At 57.5% G+C, this 17,487-nt stretch carries 14 protein-coding genes and 1 pseudogene; 12 read left to right on the top strand and 3 right to left on the bottom strand.

From position 1 onward, the window contains the following. From COA55_RS15175 to COA55_RS15125, 11 genes and pseudogenes are all read left to right on the top strand, one after another. Positions 1–225 (top strand): annotated as a pseudogene (locus tag COA55_RS15175) (type II/IV secretion system protein); the annotation flags it as partial. A 103-nt stretch (positions 226–328) separates the two neighbouring features. Then, entirely contained in the window at positions 329–3,193 is a 2,865-nt protein-coding gene (glnE, locus tag COA55_RS15170) for a bifunctional [glutamate--ammonia ligase]-adenylyl-L-tyrosine phosphorylase/[glutamate--ammonia-ligase] adenylyltransferase (protein WP_290502812.1), read from the top strand. A gap of 42 nt (positions 3,194–3,235) precedes the next feature. After that, positions 3,236–4,162, top strand: coding sequence for a branched-chain amino acid transaminase (locus tag COA55_RS15165; protein ID WP_011589575.1), 927 nt, complete (start codon positions 3,236–3,238; stop codon positions 4,160–4,162). 9 nt (positions 4,163–4,171) lie between these two features. Beyond that, positions 4,172–5,227, top strand: a complete 1,056-nt coding sequence (waaF, locus tag COA55_RS15160) for a lipopolysaccharide heptosyltransferase II (protein ID WP_290502811.1) — start codon at positions 4,172–4,174, stop codon at positions 5,225–5,227. Positions 5,228–5,231: 4 nt separating this feature from the next. After that, on the top strand, positions 5,232–6,008 hold the full coding sequence (locus tag COA55_RS15155; RefSeq protein ID WP_063537969.1) for a lipopolysaccharide kinase InaA family protein: 777 nt from the start codon (positions 5,232–5,234) through the stop codon (positions 6,006–6,008). A 3-nt stretch (positions 6,009–6,011) separates the two neighbouring features. Continuing rightward, a complete protein-coding gene (gene waaC, locus COA55_RS15150; RefSeq protein WP_063519078.1) occupies positions 6,012–7,037 on the top strand; it encodes a lipopolysaccharide heptosyltransferase I in 1,026 nt (341 codons plus the stop codon). Continuing rightward, the gene (locus tag COA55_RS15145; RefSeq protein WP_290502810.1) at positions 7,034–8,128 is read left to right on the top strand and encodes a glycosyltransferase family 4 protein; all 1,095 of its coding nucleotides are present in this window, start codon (positions 7,034–7,036) and stop codon (positions 8,126–8,128) included. The genes waaC and COA55_RS15145 overlap by 4 nt, the downstream gene beginning before the upstream one ends. After that, positions 8,125–8,973, top strand: coding sequence for a lipopolysaccharide core heptose(I) kinase RfaP (gene rfaP / locus COA55_RS15140; protein WP_290502809.1), 849 nt, complete (start codon positions 8,125–8,127; stop codon positions 8,971–8,973). The genes COA55_RS15145 and rfaP overlap by 4 nt, the downstream gene beginning before the upstream one ends. Next, the gene (locus COA55_RS15135) at positions 8,970–9,866 is read left to right on the top strand and encodes a glycosyltransferase family 2 protein (protein ID WP_290502808.1); all 897 of its coding nucleotides are present in this window, start codon (positions 8,970–8,972) and stop codon (positions 9,864–9,866) included. Before rfaP ends, COA55_RS15135 begins: the two co-directional genes overlap by 4 nt. A 56-nt stretch (positions 9,867–9,922) precedes the next feature. Then, positions 9,923–11,179, top strand: coding sequence for a lipopolysaccharide kinase InaA family protein (locus tag COA55_RS15130; RefSeq protein WP_290502807.1), 1,257 nt, complete (start codon positions 9,923–9,925; stop codon positions 11,177–11,179). Positions 11,180–11,181: 2 nt separating this feature from the next. Continuing rightward, entirely contained in the window at positions 11,182–12,618 is a 1,437-nt protein-coding gene (locus COA55_RS15125) for a glycosyltransferase family 39 protein (protein ID WP_290502806.1), read from the top strand. A 12-nt stretch (positions 12,619–12,630) separates the two neighbouring features. On the opposite strand, the gene lpxL is transcribed toward COA55_RS15125, so the two are convergent. Together lpxL and COA55_RS15115 are read right to left on the bottom strand one after the other, a co-directional pair. Next, positions 12,631–13,545: an LpxL/LpxP family Kdo(2)-lipid IV(A) lauroyl/palmitoleoyl acyltransferase gene (gene lpxL, locus COA55_RS15120; RefSeq protein ID WP_290502805.1), complete on the bottom strand. Its 915-nt coding sequence runs from the start codon at positions 13,543–13,545 to the stop codon at positions 12,631–12,633. A 7-nt stretch (positions 13,546–13,552) separates the two neighbouring features. Then, complete coding sequence (locus tag COA55_RS15115) at positions 13,553–14,719, bottom strand: hypothetical protein (RefSeq protein WP_063518753.1); 1,167 nt, start codon at positions 14,717–14,719, stop codon at positions 13,553–13,555. A gap of 188 nt (positions 14,720–14,907) precedes the next feature. Between COA55_RS15115 and hldE the strand changes: the two genes are divergently transcribed. Then, positions 14,908–16,335: a bifunctional D-glycero-beta-D-manno-heptose-7-phosphate kinase/D-glycero-beta-D-manno-heptose 1-phosphate adenylyltransferase HldE gene (hldE, locus tag COA55_RS15110; RefSeq protein ID WP_063518754.1), complete on the top strand. Its 1,428-nt coding sequence runs from the start codon at positions 14,908–14,910 to the stop codon at positions 16,333–16,335. A gap of 42 nt (positions 16,336–16,377) precedes the next feature. Here hldE and COA55_RS15105 read toward each other — a convergent pair whose 3' ends face one another. Then, positions 16,378–17,397, bottom strand: a complete 1,020-nt coding sequence (locus COA55_RS15105; protein ID WP_290502804.1) for an AraC family transcriptional regulator — start codon at positions 17,395–17,397, stop codon at positions 16,378–16,380. Positions 17,398–17,487: the final 90 nt, after the last annotated feature.

Below are 17,487 nucleotides of genomic sequence, written 5' to 3'. Positions count from 1 at the left end.
ACGGGGTATCGGGGGCGTATGGGGGTATATGAAACCATGCCGCTACGTACCACCCTGAAAAACCACATCACCCGGGGGGCAGATCTGGAAACGATCACTCGTGCATCGCTGAAGTCGGGCATGAAGCCCTTGCGTATCAGTGGTGCCATGAAGGTGGCCAAAGGGCTGACCACCATTGAAGAGGTCATGCGGGTGACGCCATCCCAGGATATCCTGCTGGGGTGAATGCACGCCGGATGCCGGAGGCGTGACGCCGAAACTCCGGCCTTCGTCAGGCGTCAGGCGTTTTGCTTGTAGCTTTCCCTTCGCCGTACGACAATAGCCGCCCATGAATGAACCCCAATATCACTCCCTGCCGGATGAACTGTCGGTGCTGGTCAGCCAGCACTGGCAGCACTTTGTCGAATCCGGCCACCGTATCCCTGACGACCTGTTGGCTGACTTGCCCCGTGTATGGGCGGGCTCTGACTACGTGGCGGCCCAGTTTCAGCGCGATCCGGGGTTGGGGGAGTGGCTGCTGGCCAGTGACCTGAGCCAGGCGCTGGCGGCGGCGTCCCTGAAAGAGGAAATCCGTGCCTTGCTGGCGCAATGCGACAGCGAGGATGACCTCAAGCGGGCGCTGCGCCGTCTGCGCCATCGCCATATGGTGCGCATTGTCTGGCGGGATCTGGCCCGGATCGGCGATTACCACAGTGCCGTGGCGGACCTGTCGTTGCTGGCGGATACCCTTATCGACGAGGCGCTGTCGGTGCTCTACGGCTGGGCCTGTGAGCGCAGTGGTACACCGCTGGGCCCGGACGGTAACCCGGTCAGGTTGGTGGTGCTGGCCATGGGCAAGCTGGGGGCCCATGAACTGAACCTGTCTTCCGACATCGACCTGATCTTTGCCTATGAGCACGAGGGCGAAATTGAAGGCGAACGCCGCGCCCTGACCCACCATCAGTTCTTTGTGCGCCTGGGCCAGCAGCTGATCAAGGCGCTGGATCAGACCACCGCTGACGGTTTTGTGTTCCGAGTGGATATGCGCCTGCGCCCCTGGGGCAAGAGTGGTGTGCTGGCCATTGGCTTTGATGCCATGGAGGGTTACTACGAGACCCAGGGTCGCGAATGGGAGCGCTATGCGCTGATCAAGATGCGTCCCATGGCTGGCGACCTGCAGGCCGGTAATCGCCTGATCAAGCGCCTGAATCCCTTCGTCTATCGCCGCTATATCGATTACGGCGCCTTCCAGTCCCTACGGGAAATGAAGTCCCTGATCGAGCGGGAAGTGAATCGCAAGGGCATGCAGGCCGATGTGAAGCTGGGCGCCGGTGGCATTCGTGAAGTGGAATTTATTGTGCAGGCTTTCCAGTTGATCCGGGGTGGCCAGCTGCCGGCCCTGCGTGAGCCAAACCTGATCAAGGTGCTGCCGCAACTGGTGGCGCTTGAGTTGCTGCCCGAGGATGTGGCCGACGAGCTCACCGAAGCCTACCTGTTCCTGCGGGATGTGGAGCATCGCTTGCAGGCGGTGGCGGATAAGCAGACCCAGCGCCTGCCGGATGACGAACTGGGCTGGCAGCGACTGACGTTTGCCATGGGCTTTTCCGCCCGGGCTGCCTTTGAGCGCAAGCTGCGCCGCTACCGGGAAAGTGTGCGTCATCATTTCAGCCAGGTGATCGCTGACCCGGAACAGGAAACCGATGCCGCCCAGGGGGCGGACCAGGAATTACTGGATTTGTGGTTGGGCCAGCTGGATGACGACGCTGCTGCGGCCCAGCTCAATGCCATTGGCGTTCAGGACGCAGAAGCCGTCTACGGCAGGTTGAGTGATTTTCGCGACAGCCGGGCGGTGGAGAATATGCAAGCCATCAGCCGTGAACGGCTGGACCGGTTGATGCCTTTGATGCTCGAAGCGCTGGGTTATCAAGGCCATGGGGAAACCACCGCCACGCGCTTGATTGCCTTCGTGGAAGCGGTGCTGCGCCGCAGTGCCTACATCGCGCTGCTGGTGGAAAACCCCAGTGCACTGACGCAGCTGGTGAAGCTGTCTGGCGCCAGCCCCTGGATTGCCGAGCGGCTCACTCGCCACCCGGTATTGCTGGATGAGCTCCTTGATGTGCGCACCCTCTACTCGCCTCCGGAGCGGGCAGAGCTGGATGACGAGCTGCGTCAGCAATTGTTGCGAGTAGCGGAAGACGACCTGGAACAGCAGATGGAGGTGCTGCGTAATTTCAAGCAGGCGCATCTGCTGCGGGTGGCGGCGTCGGAAGTGACCGAAGTGCTGCCATTGATGAAGGTAAGCGATTACCTGACCTGGCTGGCCGAGAGCATTCTTAATCAGGTGGTGATGTTGGCCTGGGAGCCCATGGTGGAGCGTCATGGGCGTCCGTCGCGGGATGACGGTCAGCCCTGTAGCCCGGACTTTGTGGTGGTGGGTTACGGCAAGCTGGGGGGGATCGAGCTGGGTCATAACTCCGATCTGGATCTGGTGTTCCTGCATGATGCGGCCAGCGGTGGCATGACTGACGGGGAAAAATCCGTTTCCAATGAGCAGTTCTATGCCCGCCTGGGGCAGCGCATCGTGCATATCATCGGCACGCGTACCATGAGCGGCCAGCTCTATGAGGTGGATACCCGCCTGCGTCCGTCCGGTAGTGCCGGTTTGCTGGTGAGCTCCATGGATGCGTTCGAAAAATACCAGCGCAATGATGCCTGGACCTGGGAGCATCAGGCGCTGGTCCGCGCCCGAGTGGTCGCCGGCTGCAGCCGGGCCCGTAACCGCTTTAACGATATTCGCCATCAGGTGCTGTGCGATTCGCGTCCGCAGGAGAAACTCCGTGAGGACGTGCTGGCCATGCGCACCAAGATGGTGGATCACCTGGCCGACAAAAGCCCGGACACTTTTCACCTCAAGCAGGATCCGGGAGGTATCGTTGATATCGAATTTATGGTGCAATACGGGGTTCTGAGATGGGCCTCCTCCCACGGTGAACTCACCCGCTTCACCGATAATGTGCGCTTGCTGGAAACACTGGCCGCATTGGACATTATGTCGGCTCAGGATGCCGGCCTGCTGCGGGAAGCCTACCTGGCTTACCGGTCCGCGGCTCATCGCGCCTCGTTGCGCAAAGAGAAATCCATTGTCGACGACACTCAATTCCGCGATTTGCGTGAAGGCGTGCGAACGATCTGGAAGCATTGGTTCGACCTGTAGGGCGTTCGCTCAAAGGTCCTTAGTTCTGGGAGTATCACTGCCATGTCGATGGCTGTAAGAGACGGTTTTATCTGGTTGGATGGCGAGCTGGTTCCCTGGCAGGAGGCCAAGGTTCACGTGCTGACGCATACCCTGCATTACGGCATGGGCGTGTTCGAAGGCGTGCGTGCCTATGAGACAGCAAAAGGGCCGGCTATTTTCCGCCTGCAGGATCACACCGACCGGTTTTTCAACAGTGCGCATATCCTCAACATGAAGCTGCCCTATACCAAGGAGCAGATCAATGAGGCGCACCTGTCTGCGATTCGCGAAAATAATTTGCCCCACGCCTACCTGCGCCCGATGGCGTTTTACGGCAGTGAAGGCATGGGTCTGCGTGCCCACAACCTGAAAGTGCACGTGATGGTGGCCGCCTGGGAATGGCCGTCCTACATGTCGCCGGAGGCGCTGGAACTGGGCATCAAGGTGCGTACCTCCAGCTATACCCGCCACCACGTGAACATCACCATGTGCAAGGCAAAAGCCAACGGCAACTACATGAACTCCATGCTGGCGCTGAACGAAGCGCTGTCCGGTGGCGCCGATGAGGCCTTGCTGCTGGATAATGAGGGTTATGTGGCGGAAGGCTCTGGCGAGAATGTGTTCCTGGTCCGCGACGGTATCATTTACACCCCGGAACTGACCTCTTGCCTGGATGGCATTACCCGCAAAACCATCATGCAACTGGCAGAAGAGCGTGGTTATCCGGTGCGTGAGAAGCGCATCACCCGTGACGAGCTCTACATTGCCGACGAAGCTTTCTTCACCGGCACTGCGGCGGAAGTCATGCCGATCCGTGAACTGGATGGTCGTATCATTGGTGCCGGTAAACGCGGCCCGGTGACCGAACAGCTGCAGGCCGTCTATTTCGACTTGGTGCGCGGTAAGCTGGATGACGATTACGGAGACTGGCTCACTTACGTGAGCTGAAGCAGGCGGATGCCGGCTACCGTTACCGACTCGCCCTCCGCCATCCTTGTCGTCGGCCCGTCCTGGGTCGGCGACATGGTGATGGCGCAAACGCTGTTCTCCGAACTGCGTCGCCAATACCCCGACTGTGCCATTGATGTCCTGGCGCCGACCTGGTGTCGGCCGCTGCTGTCACGCATGCCGGAAGTGCGAGAGGCGCTGGCGTTGCCGTTTGACCATGGCGATTTGCGTCTTGGTGAGCGGCACGCATTGGGGAAATCCCTGCGCGGCCACTATCAGCAAAGTTATGTGCTGCCCAATTCGCTCAAGTCTGCGCTGGTGCCGTTTTCGGCGAAAGTTCCGGTGCGCACCGGCTGGCGCGGCGAAATGCGTTATGGCCTGCTCAACGATGTGCGCAAACTGGACAAGGAACGCTACCCCTTGATGGTGCAGCGTTTTGTAGCGTTGGCATTGCCGGAAGATGCGCCGGTTCCGGGGCTGGATGAAATTACCGCTCCACACTTGCTGGTCAGCGACGATTCCCGCAATGCGGCCATGGCAGCGCATAATCTCAACCTGGACCGCCCGGTGCTGGGGCTGTGCCCCGGGGCTGAATTCGGTCCGGCCAAGCGTTGGCCAGAGCATCATTACGCCGCAGTGGCCCAGCACTGGATCGAGCGTGGCGGGCAGGTGTGGATCTTCGGTTCCGGTAAAGACCAGCCCGTGGCGGATATGATCGTCGGGGCGCTGGAGAACGGTGCGGATGAGCATGCGGTGGTGCTGGCGGGGAACACGTCCCTGGAGCAGGCCGTGGATTTGCTGTCAGCGACCATGGCGGTGGTCAGTAATGATTCTGGTCTGATGCATATTGCGGCCGCCCTGAAGCGGCCACTGGTAGCCGTATACGGCTCAACGTCTCCCGGCTTTACGCCTCCCTTGGGTGATCGGGTAGCAGTGGTACGATTGGGGCTGGAGTGTAGCCCCTGTTTCGAGCGTGAATGCCCGCTGGGCCACCTGAACTGTCTGCGCCAGTTACCGCCTTCTCAGGTGATTGAGGCACTGGGGCAGCTGGTTGGAGATGAGTGATCAAATGGAATTGAATGGCAGTTATGTTCACCCTCACTGGCGTTTGACGCTGGATGGGCTCGGCTTGAGTACGATGAAGGACTGGTTGGCGTTGGATAAAACGCTGGTCGATGAGCCTAATCAGCGAGGAAGAGGGGTCAGTCAAGTCTTCCGGGCTAGTGTGATTGGCGCTGAGGGTGAGCCAGTGACAGTGTACATTAAGCATCAGCGCAACTATGTGCGTCGCAGTGTGCTGCATCCTGTTTCCGGACAAACGACGTTGTATCAGGAATACCGGGCCCTGATGCGCTGCTGGCAAGCGGGCGTGCCCGTGGCAGAGCCCGTGTTTTTTGCGGCCAATTCTTCAGGCGGAGATAACGAAGCCATGTTGGTCAGCCTAAATTTGGCGGGTTTCCAGAGCCTGGATCAGGTGAAGCTGGACCAGTTGTCGGCAGCGCGTCGATTTACGTTGATACGAGATGTGGCTGCGGTGGTACGGTTGCTCCATGAGCGTGGATTGGTTCACCAAAATTTGTATCCCAAACATATCTTTGTGGCTTGGTCTGATAAGCAGCAACGCTATGACGTACGCTTCATCGACATGGAGCGCTGCCGGCCGCACTATCGGCGTTGGCAGCCACGGCTGCGTGACCTGGAGACGTTGGCAAGACGAGCGAGTGGTTTTTCTGCCCGTGACAGGTTGCGTTTTTTAAGGGCTTACTTTGATCGGCCGCTGGCAGATAGTGAGGGTCGATCACTCATGACCCGTATGGAGCGTAAGTTCAAGTTAAGGGGCGCCTGATCAATGCGTGTGCTTTTGATCAAGACCTCTTCCATGGGGGATGTGATCCACACTCTGCCGGCACTGACCGATGCACAGGCAGCGATTCCTGCGCTGCAGGTGGACTGGGTTGTAGAGGAAGCCTTCGTCGAACTGGCAAGCCGCCACCCTGTGGTTAGCAATACTTTTTCCTGTGCCCTGCGCCGCTGGCGCAAACATCCCATCAGAGCGCGCCGCTCCGGGGAGTGGGCTGCCTTCAAAGCCGCCGTTCAGGCGACCTCCTACGATGCGGTGATTGATGCTCAGGGTTTGCTGAAAAGCGCTTTCATTACGCGTCTTGCCAGTGGTCCCACGTTTGGTTTGGATAAAAGCTCTGCACGGGAAGGGTTGTCTGCCCGAGTGCTGGATTATCCACAACCGATTGCGCGAGGCCAGCATGCCATTGCCCGGGTTCGGCAGTTGTTCGCACTGTCGCTCGGCTACCCTCTGCCCGACACTGCACCCGATTACGGTCTGCCTCGCAGTCATGTGCCGACTCCGTTAAGTTGCCCGGCCCAGCTGGTTTTTTGTCATGGCACGACCTGGACCACCAAGCATTACCCGGAGGCTTTCTGGCGGCAGTTGCTGGAGTTGGCCAGTAGTGAAGGTCACCGCATTTATGTGCCTTGGGGCAACGACGAAGAAAAGGCCCGCGCCGAGCGGTTGGCTTCCGGTCTTGAGCGAGTGACAGTGCTGCCGAAAATGGGGCTGGATGCGCTTACCGACAAACTGTTGAGCTGGGACGCCTTTATCGCTGTGGATACCGGCTTGGCACATCTGGCGGCGGCCGCTGGTCTGCCGGGTGTGGCACTTTATGGCCCAACGGACCCGGTGCTGACCGGGGTGCAAGGTGCTCGTGCTTCGTCCTTGGCGGCGGATTTTCCTTGCGCGCCTTGCGTGCAGGAGAAGTGCACATACCGGGGAGAGTTGGGCAAGGGGGTGGAGCCTCCTTGCTTTAGCAGCCTCAAGCCAAAGCAGGTCTGGCAGCAACTGTTACGGGTGGCCTCATGAAGCTGGCGTTTGTGCTGTTCGAGTATTTCCCTTTCGGCGGGTTGCAAAGGGATATGTTGGCTATTGCCCAAGCCGCTGTAGCACGGGGTCATCAGGTCACCATTTTTACCCGGGCCTGGGAAGGTGGAAAGCCAAAGGATATTACTGTGCATTTGCTGCCGGTGACTGCCGGCAGCAATCACCGGCGTGATGTGCAGTTTGCAGGCCAGGTGAGTGAGTTGTGGGCGGATTTTGACCTGCGAGTAGGGTTCAACAAAATGCCTGGGCTGGATTGGTATTATGCTGCGGATGGTTGTCTTTCCGAGCGTTACTCCTGGCCGCGTTCCTGGTTGCCGCGTTATCGCAGCAAACTGGATATGGAACATGCGGTTTTTGCACAGGGTAGCACCACTCGGATTTTGTCCATTTCTCCGCCACAGAAATCCCTGTTTCAGGATCACTACGGTACCGCCGAACAACGATTTATCGATTTGCCACCAGGTATTCGCCGTGACCGGGTGCTGCCCCAGTGTTATGAGTCGGTGCGTATGGCGCATCGGGAAAAATTGGATCTGACTGATCAGCAACCGATGCTGTTGTTTGTGGGCTCCGGTTTTCGTACCAAGGGCCTGGATCGTGCCATTCATGTGCTGGCGGAGTTGCCAGAGGCGCAACTATTTGTAGTGGGCGATGACCGCCCTGAGCGTTTTGCTGCGCTGGCGCGCCGGCTGGGTGTAATGTCGCGCCTGCATTTCATGGGTGGGCAGGACAATGTGCCGGAGTGGCTTTGGTCTGCGGATTTGTTGCTGCATCTCGCCTATGCGGAAAACACCGGCACGGTATTGCTTGAGGCTGCCATTGCTGGGTTGCCGGTTTTGACCACGAAGGCATGCGGGTATTCACCGTACATTGAGCAGGCGGCCATGGGCCAGGTAATGAATGACAATGCGTCGCTTGCCATGATGGCCTTGGCAGCCAAGACACTTCTGATGCAGGGGCGTGATGACTGGCGGCAACGGGGACGGGTATTTGCGGCCAGTGCAGATATTTATGACCTGGTGGAGCATGCGGTATCAGCACTGGAAGCGGGCGATGACGGGGAGCAGGAATGAGCACGATGCTGCGTGAAGATCTGGCGGCGGCCTGGGCCGGCAAGGACCCGTTTGAGCAGGCGGCCCGGCAACAAGGGAATATTTTCCGGGAGCGTGAAGGGCGCAGAACGCTGCGTTTTTTCCATGCCGGAAAAGGTTATTTCCTCAAGTACCATGGCGGGATTGGATGGCGTGAAATCTTCAAGAATCTGGGTCAGGGGAAATTGCCTGTGCTTGGCGCCATGCAAGAAGTGCGTGCGATTGATGCTGTTCGGGCCGCAGGGCTGGATACGATGACGGTGGCAGGGTATGGCTGCCGTGGCCACAATCCGTCTCGTCAGGAATCGTTTCTGGTCACGGATGAGCTGGCTGATACCTTGAGCCTGGAGGAGGTGGGCGAAAGCTGGCTTGAGGCAGGAGAAGTGCCTGTAGGGTTCAAGCGCGAGCTGATTCGTCGGGTGGCTGCTATCGCCCGCCGTATGCATGATGCAGGCATTAATCACCGTGATTTTTATCTTGCCCACTTTTTGATGCCGGCATCTGCGGTGCATGCCAGGGATGAAAGCGCGCCTCTTTTCCTGATCGATCTGCACCGTTCCCAGGTGCGAGGGGCGGTTCCTCAGCGATGGCGAGTCAAGGATTTGGGGGGCTTGTATTTCTCCACTGCCCGGTACGGGATGACGCGAAGAGATGTTCTGCGCTTTGTGCGTGAGTACAGTGGGCGATCTTTACGTGATGTGCTGACGGAAAAATCTGCTCTGCTGGCTGCCAGTCAGCGAGAAGGCGAAAAAATTTATCGCCGCTATTATGAAAAGACACCTCAATTTCCTCTGCAGTTTAATCCGCACCCGGGGAAGGATATATGAGTGCCGGTTTTTCCGTTGTCATTCCTGCCTATAACTACGGTCATTGTATTGAGCGGGCGGTGCAATCGGTATTGAGCCAGTCTTATTCTGATTTTGAGGTGTTGGTGATCAATGATGGCTCTACCGACAATACCGATGAAATTATGAGGGCACTGGAGAATCAGCATTCTGATGTGCTGCGTTATATACCCCAGGTTAACCAGGGTTTGTCTGCGGTGCGTAATAGAGGTATTGAGAAGGCTCGATTTCCGTGGTTGATTTTTCTGGATGCGGATGACGAGATGTGTTCGGAGGCGTTGTCAGCACTGGAGAAATGTGCACAGGAAAGCCCTCAGGCTCGGCTGCTGATCGGTGGCCATTATTCCTGTAGCGGAGATGCCTGTGAGAAAATCAGGCCAAGGCCCATTACTGCTGATTGTAAGAAAAACTTCGCTGCCTTCCTGGGGAAAAAATTAACCATATCTAATGGTGCCTGTGCTATGCACCAACAGTTGTTTGCAACGGTTCGCTATGACCCAAACTTGCGTCATACGGAAGATTTGCCGGTGTTCGCTCATGTGTTGGCCAATTATCCGGTGGCCACTACTCCGGAGCCTATTGCCAAAATTCACAAACATGAAGACAGTATGCGACATGATGTGAGCGCGGCTTTGGCGGTCGGTATGTCTCTGGAAGAGCGGATCTTTGATCACAATGGCCTTCCGGAATGGGCCCAGTCAGCTCGCAAGGCCTATCGTGTGCGAAGATTACTTTCACTGTTAAAGATATGTTACCGAGCAGAGAGATACACTGATGTGCGCTGCCTGTATCGACAGCTGTTTGGTGAAGCCCCTCTGACGGCTTTGCAACCGCGTTACTTGCGACGTTTACTTAAGAGCCTGATGAAATCATGACACTGTCCGATTTACAGCATTGGTGCTGGAGAGATGCGGCGCCTTTCTCTCTGGATATGAGTGAAGGGCGGCTGGTTGCGGGCGACATTTTGCGCCATTTGCCCGGAAAGCGATTGGTGGTGCAGGGACAGTGGGAAGGGCAGAAGGTGATTGCCAAGCTGTTCTTCAATGACAGCAAAGCCGCCGGACGGCATGAATATACCTTGCTGGAAACCCTGGCGGCCCAGGGTGTCTGTGTGCCTGAGGCCTTGGCAGTGCTGGAGCAGGATAACCATACAGTCTTGCTGATGGAGCCTGTGTCAGGGGCGGGGCTGGAGGCATTGCTTGCTGACAGCCTTGACCTGCCCCTGTTGAGAGCATTGCTGGATACCGTATGGCGTATGTATGAGGCTGGGTGGATACAGACTGATTTGCATCTGGGGAATTTCCTGGTCAGGGATGATGGGGTGATCGTTTGCCTGGATGCCGGGGCGATAAAACCGGTTCCTTCGCAGGGTGCAGCTGCACTGGCAGACAACCTGGCCCTGATGTGTGCCCAAGCGGCATTGGCGTTACAGGCCTCACTGATTCAGCAATGCCTTGATTTCATGAAGCATCATGGTGTGGACAGTCGTGATTTTGAAAAGCGCTGCCGGCACGCCCTGCACAGACGAATGGTACAGGCAGACCGGAAATCACAGCGGAACTGTTCTGCTATCCGCGTGGAGTCGACCAAGGACGGTGTTGTCTATAGTGATCGTATGGACCGGGGAGCGACGGGCTCTTGGTTGGCCTATTGCGAGAAGCCAGAAGCCTTGCCTTTGTTGAAAAAGGGAAGCCGCATCAGCGTTTATGCTAATGAGCACTGGGTGGTGAAGCATTATCGGGAAGTGGGCCTGAAAGCACGGCTTAAACAGAAAATGAAATGTTCCCGAGGGATGATCAGCTGGCGCCAGGGTTGGCTATGGGCCCTGTTGGGAATTCCGACGCCACGTCCAGTTATGCTGGTTGAATTTATCCGGGGAGAACGAGCAGGAAGCAGCGTTATTGTTTTCCCCAAACTGGAATCGATCGCCTTGAGCCAGTTGATGGAGCAGCAGCGCTCCCGGGCGCAAGGTCTTGCAGAGAATGTGAGGCGGTGGTTGGAGCATTTTCTTTGGGCCGGGATTAGTCACGGTGATATGAAAGCACAGAATATCTTGGTCGATGAGGCGGACAGGATCAGTTTTATTGATCTTGATAATGCGGGGTTTAGTGTTCGGCCACGCCAGGTGCAGGAAAAAAATCAAAAAGACAGGGAGCGATTCGAAAAGAACTGGGAGCAGTTTTGCTAACCATGATAAATAAATTTATATCGTCAGTGGAGCGCCCGGTATTGCTTGTCATAATGACAGTAATAGGAAGCTTGGCTTTTTCTTTGCTGGCATTTCTGTCAGACCCGGTTCTGAATCGTGACGGGATGCTGTATATCGATCTGGCGAGTCAGATCGCTACTAGTGGAATGGAAGGAGGCGTAACCGAGACATTTAACTGGCCGTTCTTTTCCTGGTTTCTCGCTGGCTTAATAAAGATGAGCCCATGGTCACCATTAATGACCTCGATGTTAATGACCGCATTTTTTTCTGCGGGTGTCACTGCGCTGATGGTTTTGCTGATGTACCGGTTGTCGCAAGCGCCGGGGTGGCTTCTCTTGCTTTTTGTGCTGGCATTGCCTGCCTTGAATGAATATCGATCATCTGTGTTGAGAGACTGGCCGGCCTGGTTTTTTTCGCTGTTGGCGATTTATGCCTGGTTGCGTTACGTAGACAGGGCGTCTGTGCGGTGGCTGTTGCTTTGTTTTGGCTCAATTGCTTTTGGAGTGCTCTGTCGTCTTGAGGTCGGAGCTGTGGCTGTCGGTCTGGCATTGGCAGGGTTGTTCGTGCCTGAAAGAAGCTGGAAGAAGTTGATAGGGTTCTATGTTATGCCCGCCGTCGGTGTGCTTGGCCTGCTGCTCTTTCTGGCGATTAGTGACAGTGGCGCTGTCGATAGGGTTACCCATTATGCGAACGCGCTCAATGTCGCTGATCGTTATCAGGAATTTAATCACTATGGTGATTTGCTCACGGGGGCGGTGCTGAACAAGTTTTCAGATAATTATGGTAGTCAGATACTGTTCTGGGGCTTGATGACGATTATTCCCAGCAAATTATTCATGTTGCTTGGGGTCCTGGTGCTTGCCGCTTTTTTAAGGCCTGTGGATTGGAATGGAAGCGATCGTACGACCTATCAGGCACTTTTTTATTTGTGGTTAGCGGTGTTGGTCATCTTTCTGGTGACCAACCTGTTTCTGTCTTCCCGTTACGTGGTCTTTGCCGCCTTGATGATTTTGCCGTTTCTATGGGTCCGGTTTTCACAGGCGTTCCTTGGCGGAGATGCGGTACTCAAGCGTGTGAGTATAACTATTCTCGTTTTGTCTGGTTTAGCTACATCAATCAGTAGTACGGGGTATGAAAAATCGGCTCTTAAGGACGCGGGGGACTGGTTGGCCGTGCGCTCGGACCATGTGGTTTATATCAATGATGGGCAGGTGAGTTTTTATGCCGATCAGGGTTATTTCAGCTATGACATGGAACCGGCGTTTCCGGAAACGATCGCTCCGGGAAGTCTTCTGGCGTGGCGTGTGGAACGGGGTGAAGCAGAAGGGCTTTTAGCGGCACATAGGTATCGCTTCTCTCTGGAAAAAATGTTCGACAGTGGCGGAGAGGATGTGGTGGTAGTGTTAGCCAGAAAATAAGCGGATGGAGCGTTACTTGTACGGAGATTGTCCGCTTTGCTGATGCTTGAACCGCTTGTGCACCCATAGGTACTGTTCCGGGTACTTGCGCACGTATCCTTCGATGGCGCTATTGATGCGAGCGGTATCCTGTTCATCGTCGCCGCAGGGAAAGTTTTCCAGTGCTGGCCCGAATTCGATTTCGTAGCGGCCGCCGGGTAAGCGATAGTGCGCGCAGGGGATGACTGCTGCCTTGCCCATACGGGAGATGCGGCTGGTGGCGGTAATGGTGGCGGCGGGGATGCCGAAGAATGGCACATAGACTGCGTGGGCGGTGCCGTAGTCCTGGTCGGGGGCGTACCAGAGAATGTCGCCGTGGCGCAGCAGTTTTATCATCTGGCGAATCTCTTGCCTGTCTACGGTGCTTTTCACGTAATTACAGCGACCTTTATCGATCAGACGATCTATGACCGGGTTGTCGTTGGGGCGATAGACGGCGTGGAAGTCCAACACATAGCCAAGCAGGCGAGACCCTACATCAATGGAATTAAAATGCATGCCGAGCAGGAGGACTCCCTTGCCATCGGCGTGAGCCCGCTCGATATGCTCCATGCCTTTAATGGTCAGCCGTTTGTCCAGGTTGATACGGTGGTTGCTGAAGCTGCCTGCCATTTCCAGAATGGCTTCACCGGTGCTGGTCATGCAACGGCGGGCCAATGTTTCTTGCTCCGCCGGGTCCAATTCAGGGAAACAGAGCCGGATGTTGGTTTGCACAACATGTCGGCGTTTTTTGGCTAGGTGCCAGGCAAGACGGCCAAGGCCACGCCCTATTGCGAGCAGCAGATTCCAGGGTAGTTGCCCGATCAGCCAGAACAGGCCTGCGCCTAGCCAGCTTGGGTACAGGCGAGGGTCTGAGAGCCGTGAGGGCCGGTTGGTGCGTTTTCCCATGAGGCTCTCAGCGGCTGTTTGGGCGGATGGCGGGGCGCTCGCTAAGGCGGGCCAGCAAGAGCGCCAGGGGTAGCCACAGGCTCAGCCAGCTGGCCTGGAACGGCACCAGCAAATAAGCACCGGCCGCGTAAGTCATGCACAGGCCGGGCACCACGGCAATGGTGTAGGCCGCATTCTCATGCCAGTTGATCTGGCGTTGCAGGAGTCCGGTAAACGGGCTCACCCAGCTGGCAATAAAGAGCACCAGGCCGATCAGCCCTAGACCGTGGATCAGCAGCAGAAAGATATTGCGCGGATGGGCAAGCGTCAGCAAATGGCTGTCGTTGTGCCCCAGTACGCCATTCAGCGTTTCGTGGTTCAGTCCGTTGCCGATCAGTGGGTGGGCAAAATAGTTGCTCACCGTCACGCTATGGCTGCCCTGTAGCATCAGGTAGAAGGCGGCGGCCAGCGGGATCAGGCTTAGCCAGCGGCGGGAGCTGCGGCTGGTCAGCCAGGCGATAGCAAACAGAATGCACATCAATCCCAGAGGCAAAGACGTCAGGCATAAAAAGCCGAACCCGACCCCCGCGCCAACCAGGCGGCGACCGCCTTTGCCCGATGCGCCTTCTTCCATGCCCTGTGCCAGCAGGATGAAGGTCGGTGCCACCATGGCCATCAGGGCCAGGGAGGGATCCAGGGAGGGCATGCGGAAAATCAGGTTGGCGGGTTCACTGAAGAGGGGGCTGCTGAATGGTTGGGTGGTGTAATAGCTGACCATCACCACCGTGGCCACCACCATGGCGCACAGCGCACCGTTGGCCATGGCTTGCTTGAAGGTGTTACGGAAATAGAGATGTAGCCAGCGGAACAGGCCCACCATGACTACGATCTGCACCACGCCGCGCACCGTCCGCGAGGAGTTGGGTTCCTCCGCCCAGGCCAGGCTGAGCAGGGCCCAGGCGAGTAACAGGTAGAGCGGAACCAGAAAGGGCGAGGTCATTAGCCGGTGGTCACCACTGACCACCGCGCGGGTAAGCAGGGTCAGGCCGGGCAGAAAGAACAACACATCGAGTACGTTGAGCAGGCCGATGCGGGAGTTGAACAGAAATACGCCGCTGAACATCACCGCAAATGACAATGTCAGCCACCAGCGTAACCAGCGACCTTGCATGATGTTGGGGGGCAGTGGCGGCATAGCGTGTCCTGTTGCTCCTAAATTGGCCAAGGGTTGCTGAATGATACCCTGACAGCGTGGCGATGCGTAATGGTTGTGCCCGGTCAGCAGGCAGCGGCGTGCCGGGAGTGTACTGTCAGAACCTGTTTGCCTCCACCGCTATGCTACAATTGCGGGCAATTCGGCTCTGTTGTCTTTTGGAGACATTGATGCAAAACCCGCAAATTCCTTCCTTTGCCCAGGCCCGCGTTCTGGTGGCTGGCGATGTCATGCTTGATCGTTACTGGCACGGCCCCACCGGCCGTATTTCGCCGGAAGCGCCGGTGCCGGTGGTGCGCGTTACCGAACTGGAAGATCGCCCCGGTGGTGCCGCCAACGTGGCATTGAACATGGCCGCCCTGGGCGCCCGTGCAGAGCTGGTTGGGGTGACGGGCCGCGATGAAGCGGCCTCGATTCTGGAAGAGCGGCTGGCGGCGGCGGAAGTGGGTTGCCATTTTCAGAAAGTGGACGGGTTGCCCACTATTACCAAATTGCGGGTGATTAGTCGTCAGCAACAACTGCTACGGCTGGATTTTGAAGAGGCGTTCCACAGCCAGGATCCGGCGCCTTTTGCCGAGCAGGTTAAGCAGCAGTTAGCCCATTGCGGTGCGCTGGTGTTGTCGGATTATGCCAAAGGCGCCCTGCGTGACTGTCCCGGTCTAATCGCCCTGGCCCGCGAAGCGGGCGTGCCGGTACTGGTGGACCCCAAGGGTACCGACTTTGAGCCCTATCGCGGGGCGACTCTGCTGACGCCGAACCTGAGTGAGTTTGAGGCGGTGGTGGGGGCAGTAAAGGATGAGCAGGACCTGATTGAAAAGGGGCAGCAGCTGATCCGTGATCTGGACCTGCAGGCCATGCTGGTCACCCGCAGCGAGAAGGGCATGACCCTGCTGCGTGATGGCTTGCCAGAGCTGCACCTGCCGGCCCGGGCCCGGGAAGTGTTTGATGTGACCGGCGCCGGGGATACGGTGATTTCCGTGCTGGCAGTGGCGTTGGCGGCGGGTGCCGCCATGGAAGATGCGGTGGCGCTGGCCAACATCGCTGCTGGTATCGTGGTCGGCAAGCTGGGTACTGCTGTGGTGTCTGCGCCGGAACTGCGTCGTGCAGTGCATCAGGAAGGGGGCTTGGGTCGTGGTGTGATGACAGAGGAGCAACTGCTGATTGCCATCGAGGACGCCCGCGCCCAGGGTGAAAAAATTGTTTTCACCAATGGCTGTTTCGACATTATTCATGCCGGCCATGTGGGCTATCTGGATTCCGCCCGCCGTCAAGGTGATCGCCTGGTCTTGGCGGTGAACGGCGATGATTCCATCCGCCGCCTGAAAGGACCGGGTCGCCCCATCAATCCGTTGGAGCGACGAATGGCGGTGCTTGCCGCCCTGGAAGCGGTGGATTGGGTGGTGTCCTTTGATACAGACACCCCGGAGCCTTTATTGGAAGCCATCAAGCCGGATGTGCTGGTCAAGGGTGGTGACTACAGCGTGGAAGAAGTGGTCGGCCACGAGTTTGTGAAGCGCTATGGGGGCGAGGTGAAGGTGCTCGATTTTATCGACGATATTTCGACGACCAAAATCGTGGAAAGAATTCGTCAGGACTGACTCTGCAACGAAGCTGCTGTAGGCGCGCCTCAAGCGGCGCTCCTACTGCCCGGCCCCGGCTTCTTTGCGGTGACGGGCCGGTGTCTTTCCCGTCCACCGCTCAAAGGCCCTGACGAAGGCCGCTGATTCACTGTAGCCGAGCAATTCGGCGATCTGCGCCACGCTGCGGCTGGAGTCGCTCAGGTAGCGTCTGGCCTTGTCTTCCCTGACCTGATCCATGATGCCCTGAAAGGGGCGGGCCTCCTTGCTGAGCTGGCGGCGGAAGGTGCGTTCCGGGATGCCGAAGGCCTGGGCTACCTGTTCGGCGGTGGGGAAAGTACGCACGAACAGGCTCAGGTAGGCGCTAACCCGGTTTGCCAGATGCTCGGTGGGGGCTTCCCGGCGGGCCAGCATGGCCTCGCACTGTTCCCGATACATGTCCTGGGCCATCTTGTTGTAGCCGGGCATGCGTACCGCCATGTCCTCGTTACGGATCACCGCCTTGCAATAGGGCTGGTCGTAGCGCACCGGGCAGCCGAAATAGGCTTCGAATACGCCGGCATGATCGGGACGCGGATAGGGCATCCACACTTCCACAGGCTTGAGGTCCAGATTGAGCTGGGTCTGGATATCGTTGACCAGCTTGAAGGTGCCTACCATGTCGCGGTCGATCAGGGTGCGGCTCACCTCTGGAGGCAGGGGGATCGGGTACAGTTCCAGGGCTGTGGTGGTTTCACCGGGGACCAGCGCGATTTCCCCGTACAGGTAGGTCAGTGCCTGGTATTTCACCCCGAACTGGAACCCCTGGAAAGCGGTTTCACTGGTCATCAGCAGCATGGCCAGCTGGCCGTAACCGGCAAAGCCGAAACGGCTGCCCATTTCGAAGCCAAGCAGCGGATCGTCTACCTGTGGCAGCAGTTCAGTGAAGATCAGCAGTTCCCGGTCGCGGCCAATCTCGCTGCTCGGGTCCAGCTTGTTGCGATCCAGCCCATGCCGGGCCAGCACCGGCGCACAGTCGATGCCCTTCTCGTCTTCGAGCAGGTCGATGGTGTAGATGAGGGCGAGGATCGAGCGTTCAGACATGGCCGGAATTATCAATTTTTCAGTCAGGTTAACATGTATTCACTAAGCCTTGGCAAGGTTAGAGTGTTGCCATCGAGGAGCCCGTGAGTA

The sequence above is a fragment of the Alcanivorax sp. genome (assembly GCF_002733835.1).
In the GTDB taxonomy this organism is placed as follows: Bacteria; Pseudomonadota; Gammaproteobacteria; order Pseudomonadales; family Alcanivoracaceae; genus Alcanivorax.
This window is presented reverse-complemented; position numbering and strand designations above follow the sequence as displayed.

Excerpts from the sequence above, each read along its gene's own strand:
- glnE (WP_290502812.1), top strand. The coding sequence starts at position 329 with ATGAATGAACCCCAATATCACTCCCTGCCGGATGAACTGTCGGTGCTG.
- COA55_RS15165 (WP_011589575.1), top strand. The coding sequence starts at position 3,236 with ATGTCGATGGCTGTAAGAGACGGTTTTATCTGGTTGGATGGCGAGCTG.
- waaF (WP_290502811.1), top strand. The coding sequence starts at position 4,172 with ATGCCGGCTACCGTTACCGACTCGCCCTCCGCCATCCTTGTCGTCGGC.
- COA55_RS15155 (WP_063537969.1), top strand. The coding sequence starts at position 5,232 with ATGGAATTGAATGGCAGTTATGTTCACCCTCACTGGCGTTTGACGCTG.
- waaC (WP_063519078.1), top strand. The coding sequence starts at position 6,012 with ATGCGTGTGCTTTTGATCAAGACCTCTTCCATGGGGGATGTGATCCAC.
- COA55_RS15145 (WP_290502810.1), top strand. The coding sequence starts at position 7,034 with ATGAAGCTGGCGTTTGTGCTGTTCGAGTATTTCCCTTTCGGCGGGTTG.
- rfaP (WP_290502809.1), top strand. The coding sequence starts at position 8,125 with ATGAGCACGATGCTGCGTGAAGATCTGGCGGCGGCCTGGGCCGGCAAG.
- COA55_RS15135 (WP_290502808.1), top strand. The coding sequence starts at position 8,970 with ATGAGTGCCGGTTTTTCCGTTGTCATTCCTGCCTATAACTACGGTCAT.
- COA55_RS15130 (WP_290502807.1), top strand. The coding sequence starts at position 9,923 with ATGAGTGAAGGGCGGCTGGTTGCGGGCGACATTTTGCGCCATTTGCCC.
- COA55_RS15125 (WP_290502806.1), top strand. The coding sequence starts at position 11,182 with ATGATAAATAAATTTATATCGTCAGTGGAGCGCCCGGTATTGCTTGTC.
- lpxL (WP_290502805.1), bottom strand. The coding sequence starts at position 13,545 with ATGGGAAAACGCACCAACCGGCCCTCACGGCTCTCAGACCCTCGCCTG.
- COA55_RS15115 (WP_063518753.1), bottom strand. The coding sequence starts at position 14,719 with ATGCCGCCACTGCCCCCCAACATCATGCAAGGTCGCTGGTTACGCTGG.
- hldE (WP_063518754.1), top strand. The coding sequence starts at position 14,908 with ATGCAAAACCCGCAAATTCCTTCCTTTGCCCAGGCCCGCGTTCTGGTG.
- COA55_RS15105 (WP_290502804.1), bottom strand. The coding sequence starts at position 17,397 with ATGTCTGAACGCTCGATCCTCGCCCTCATCTACACCATCGACCTGCTC.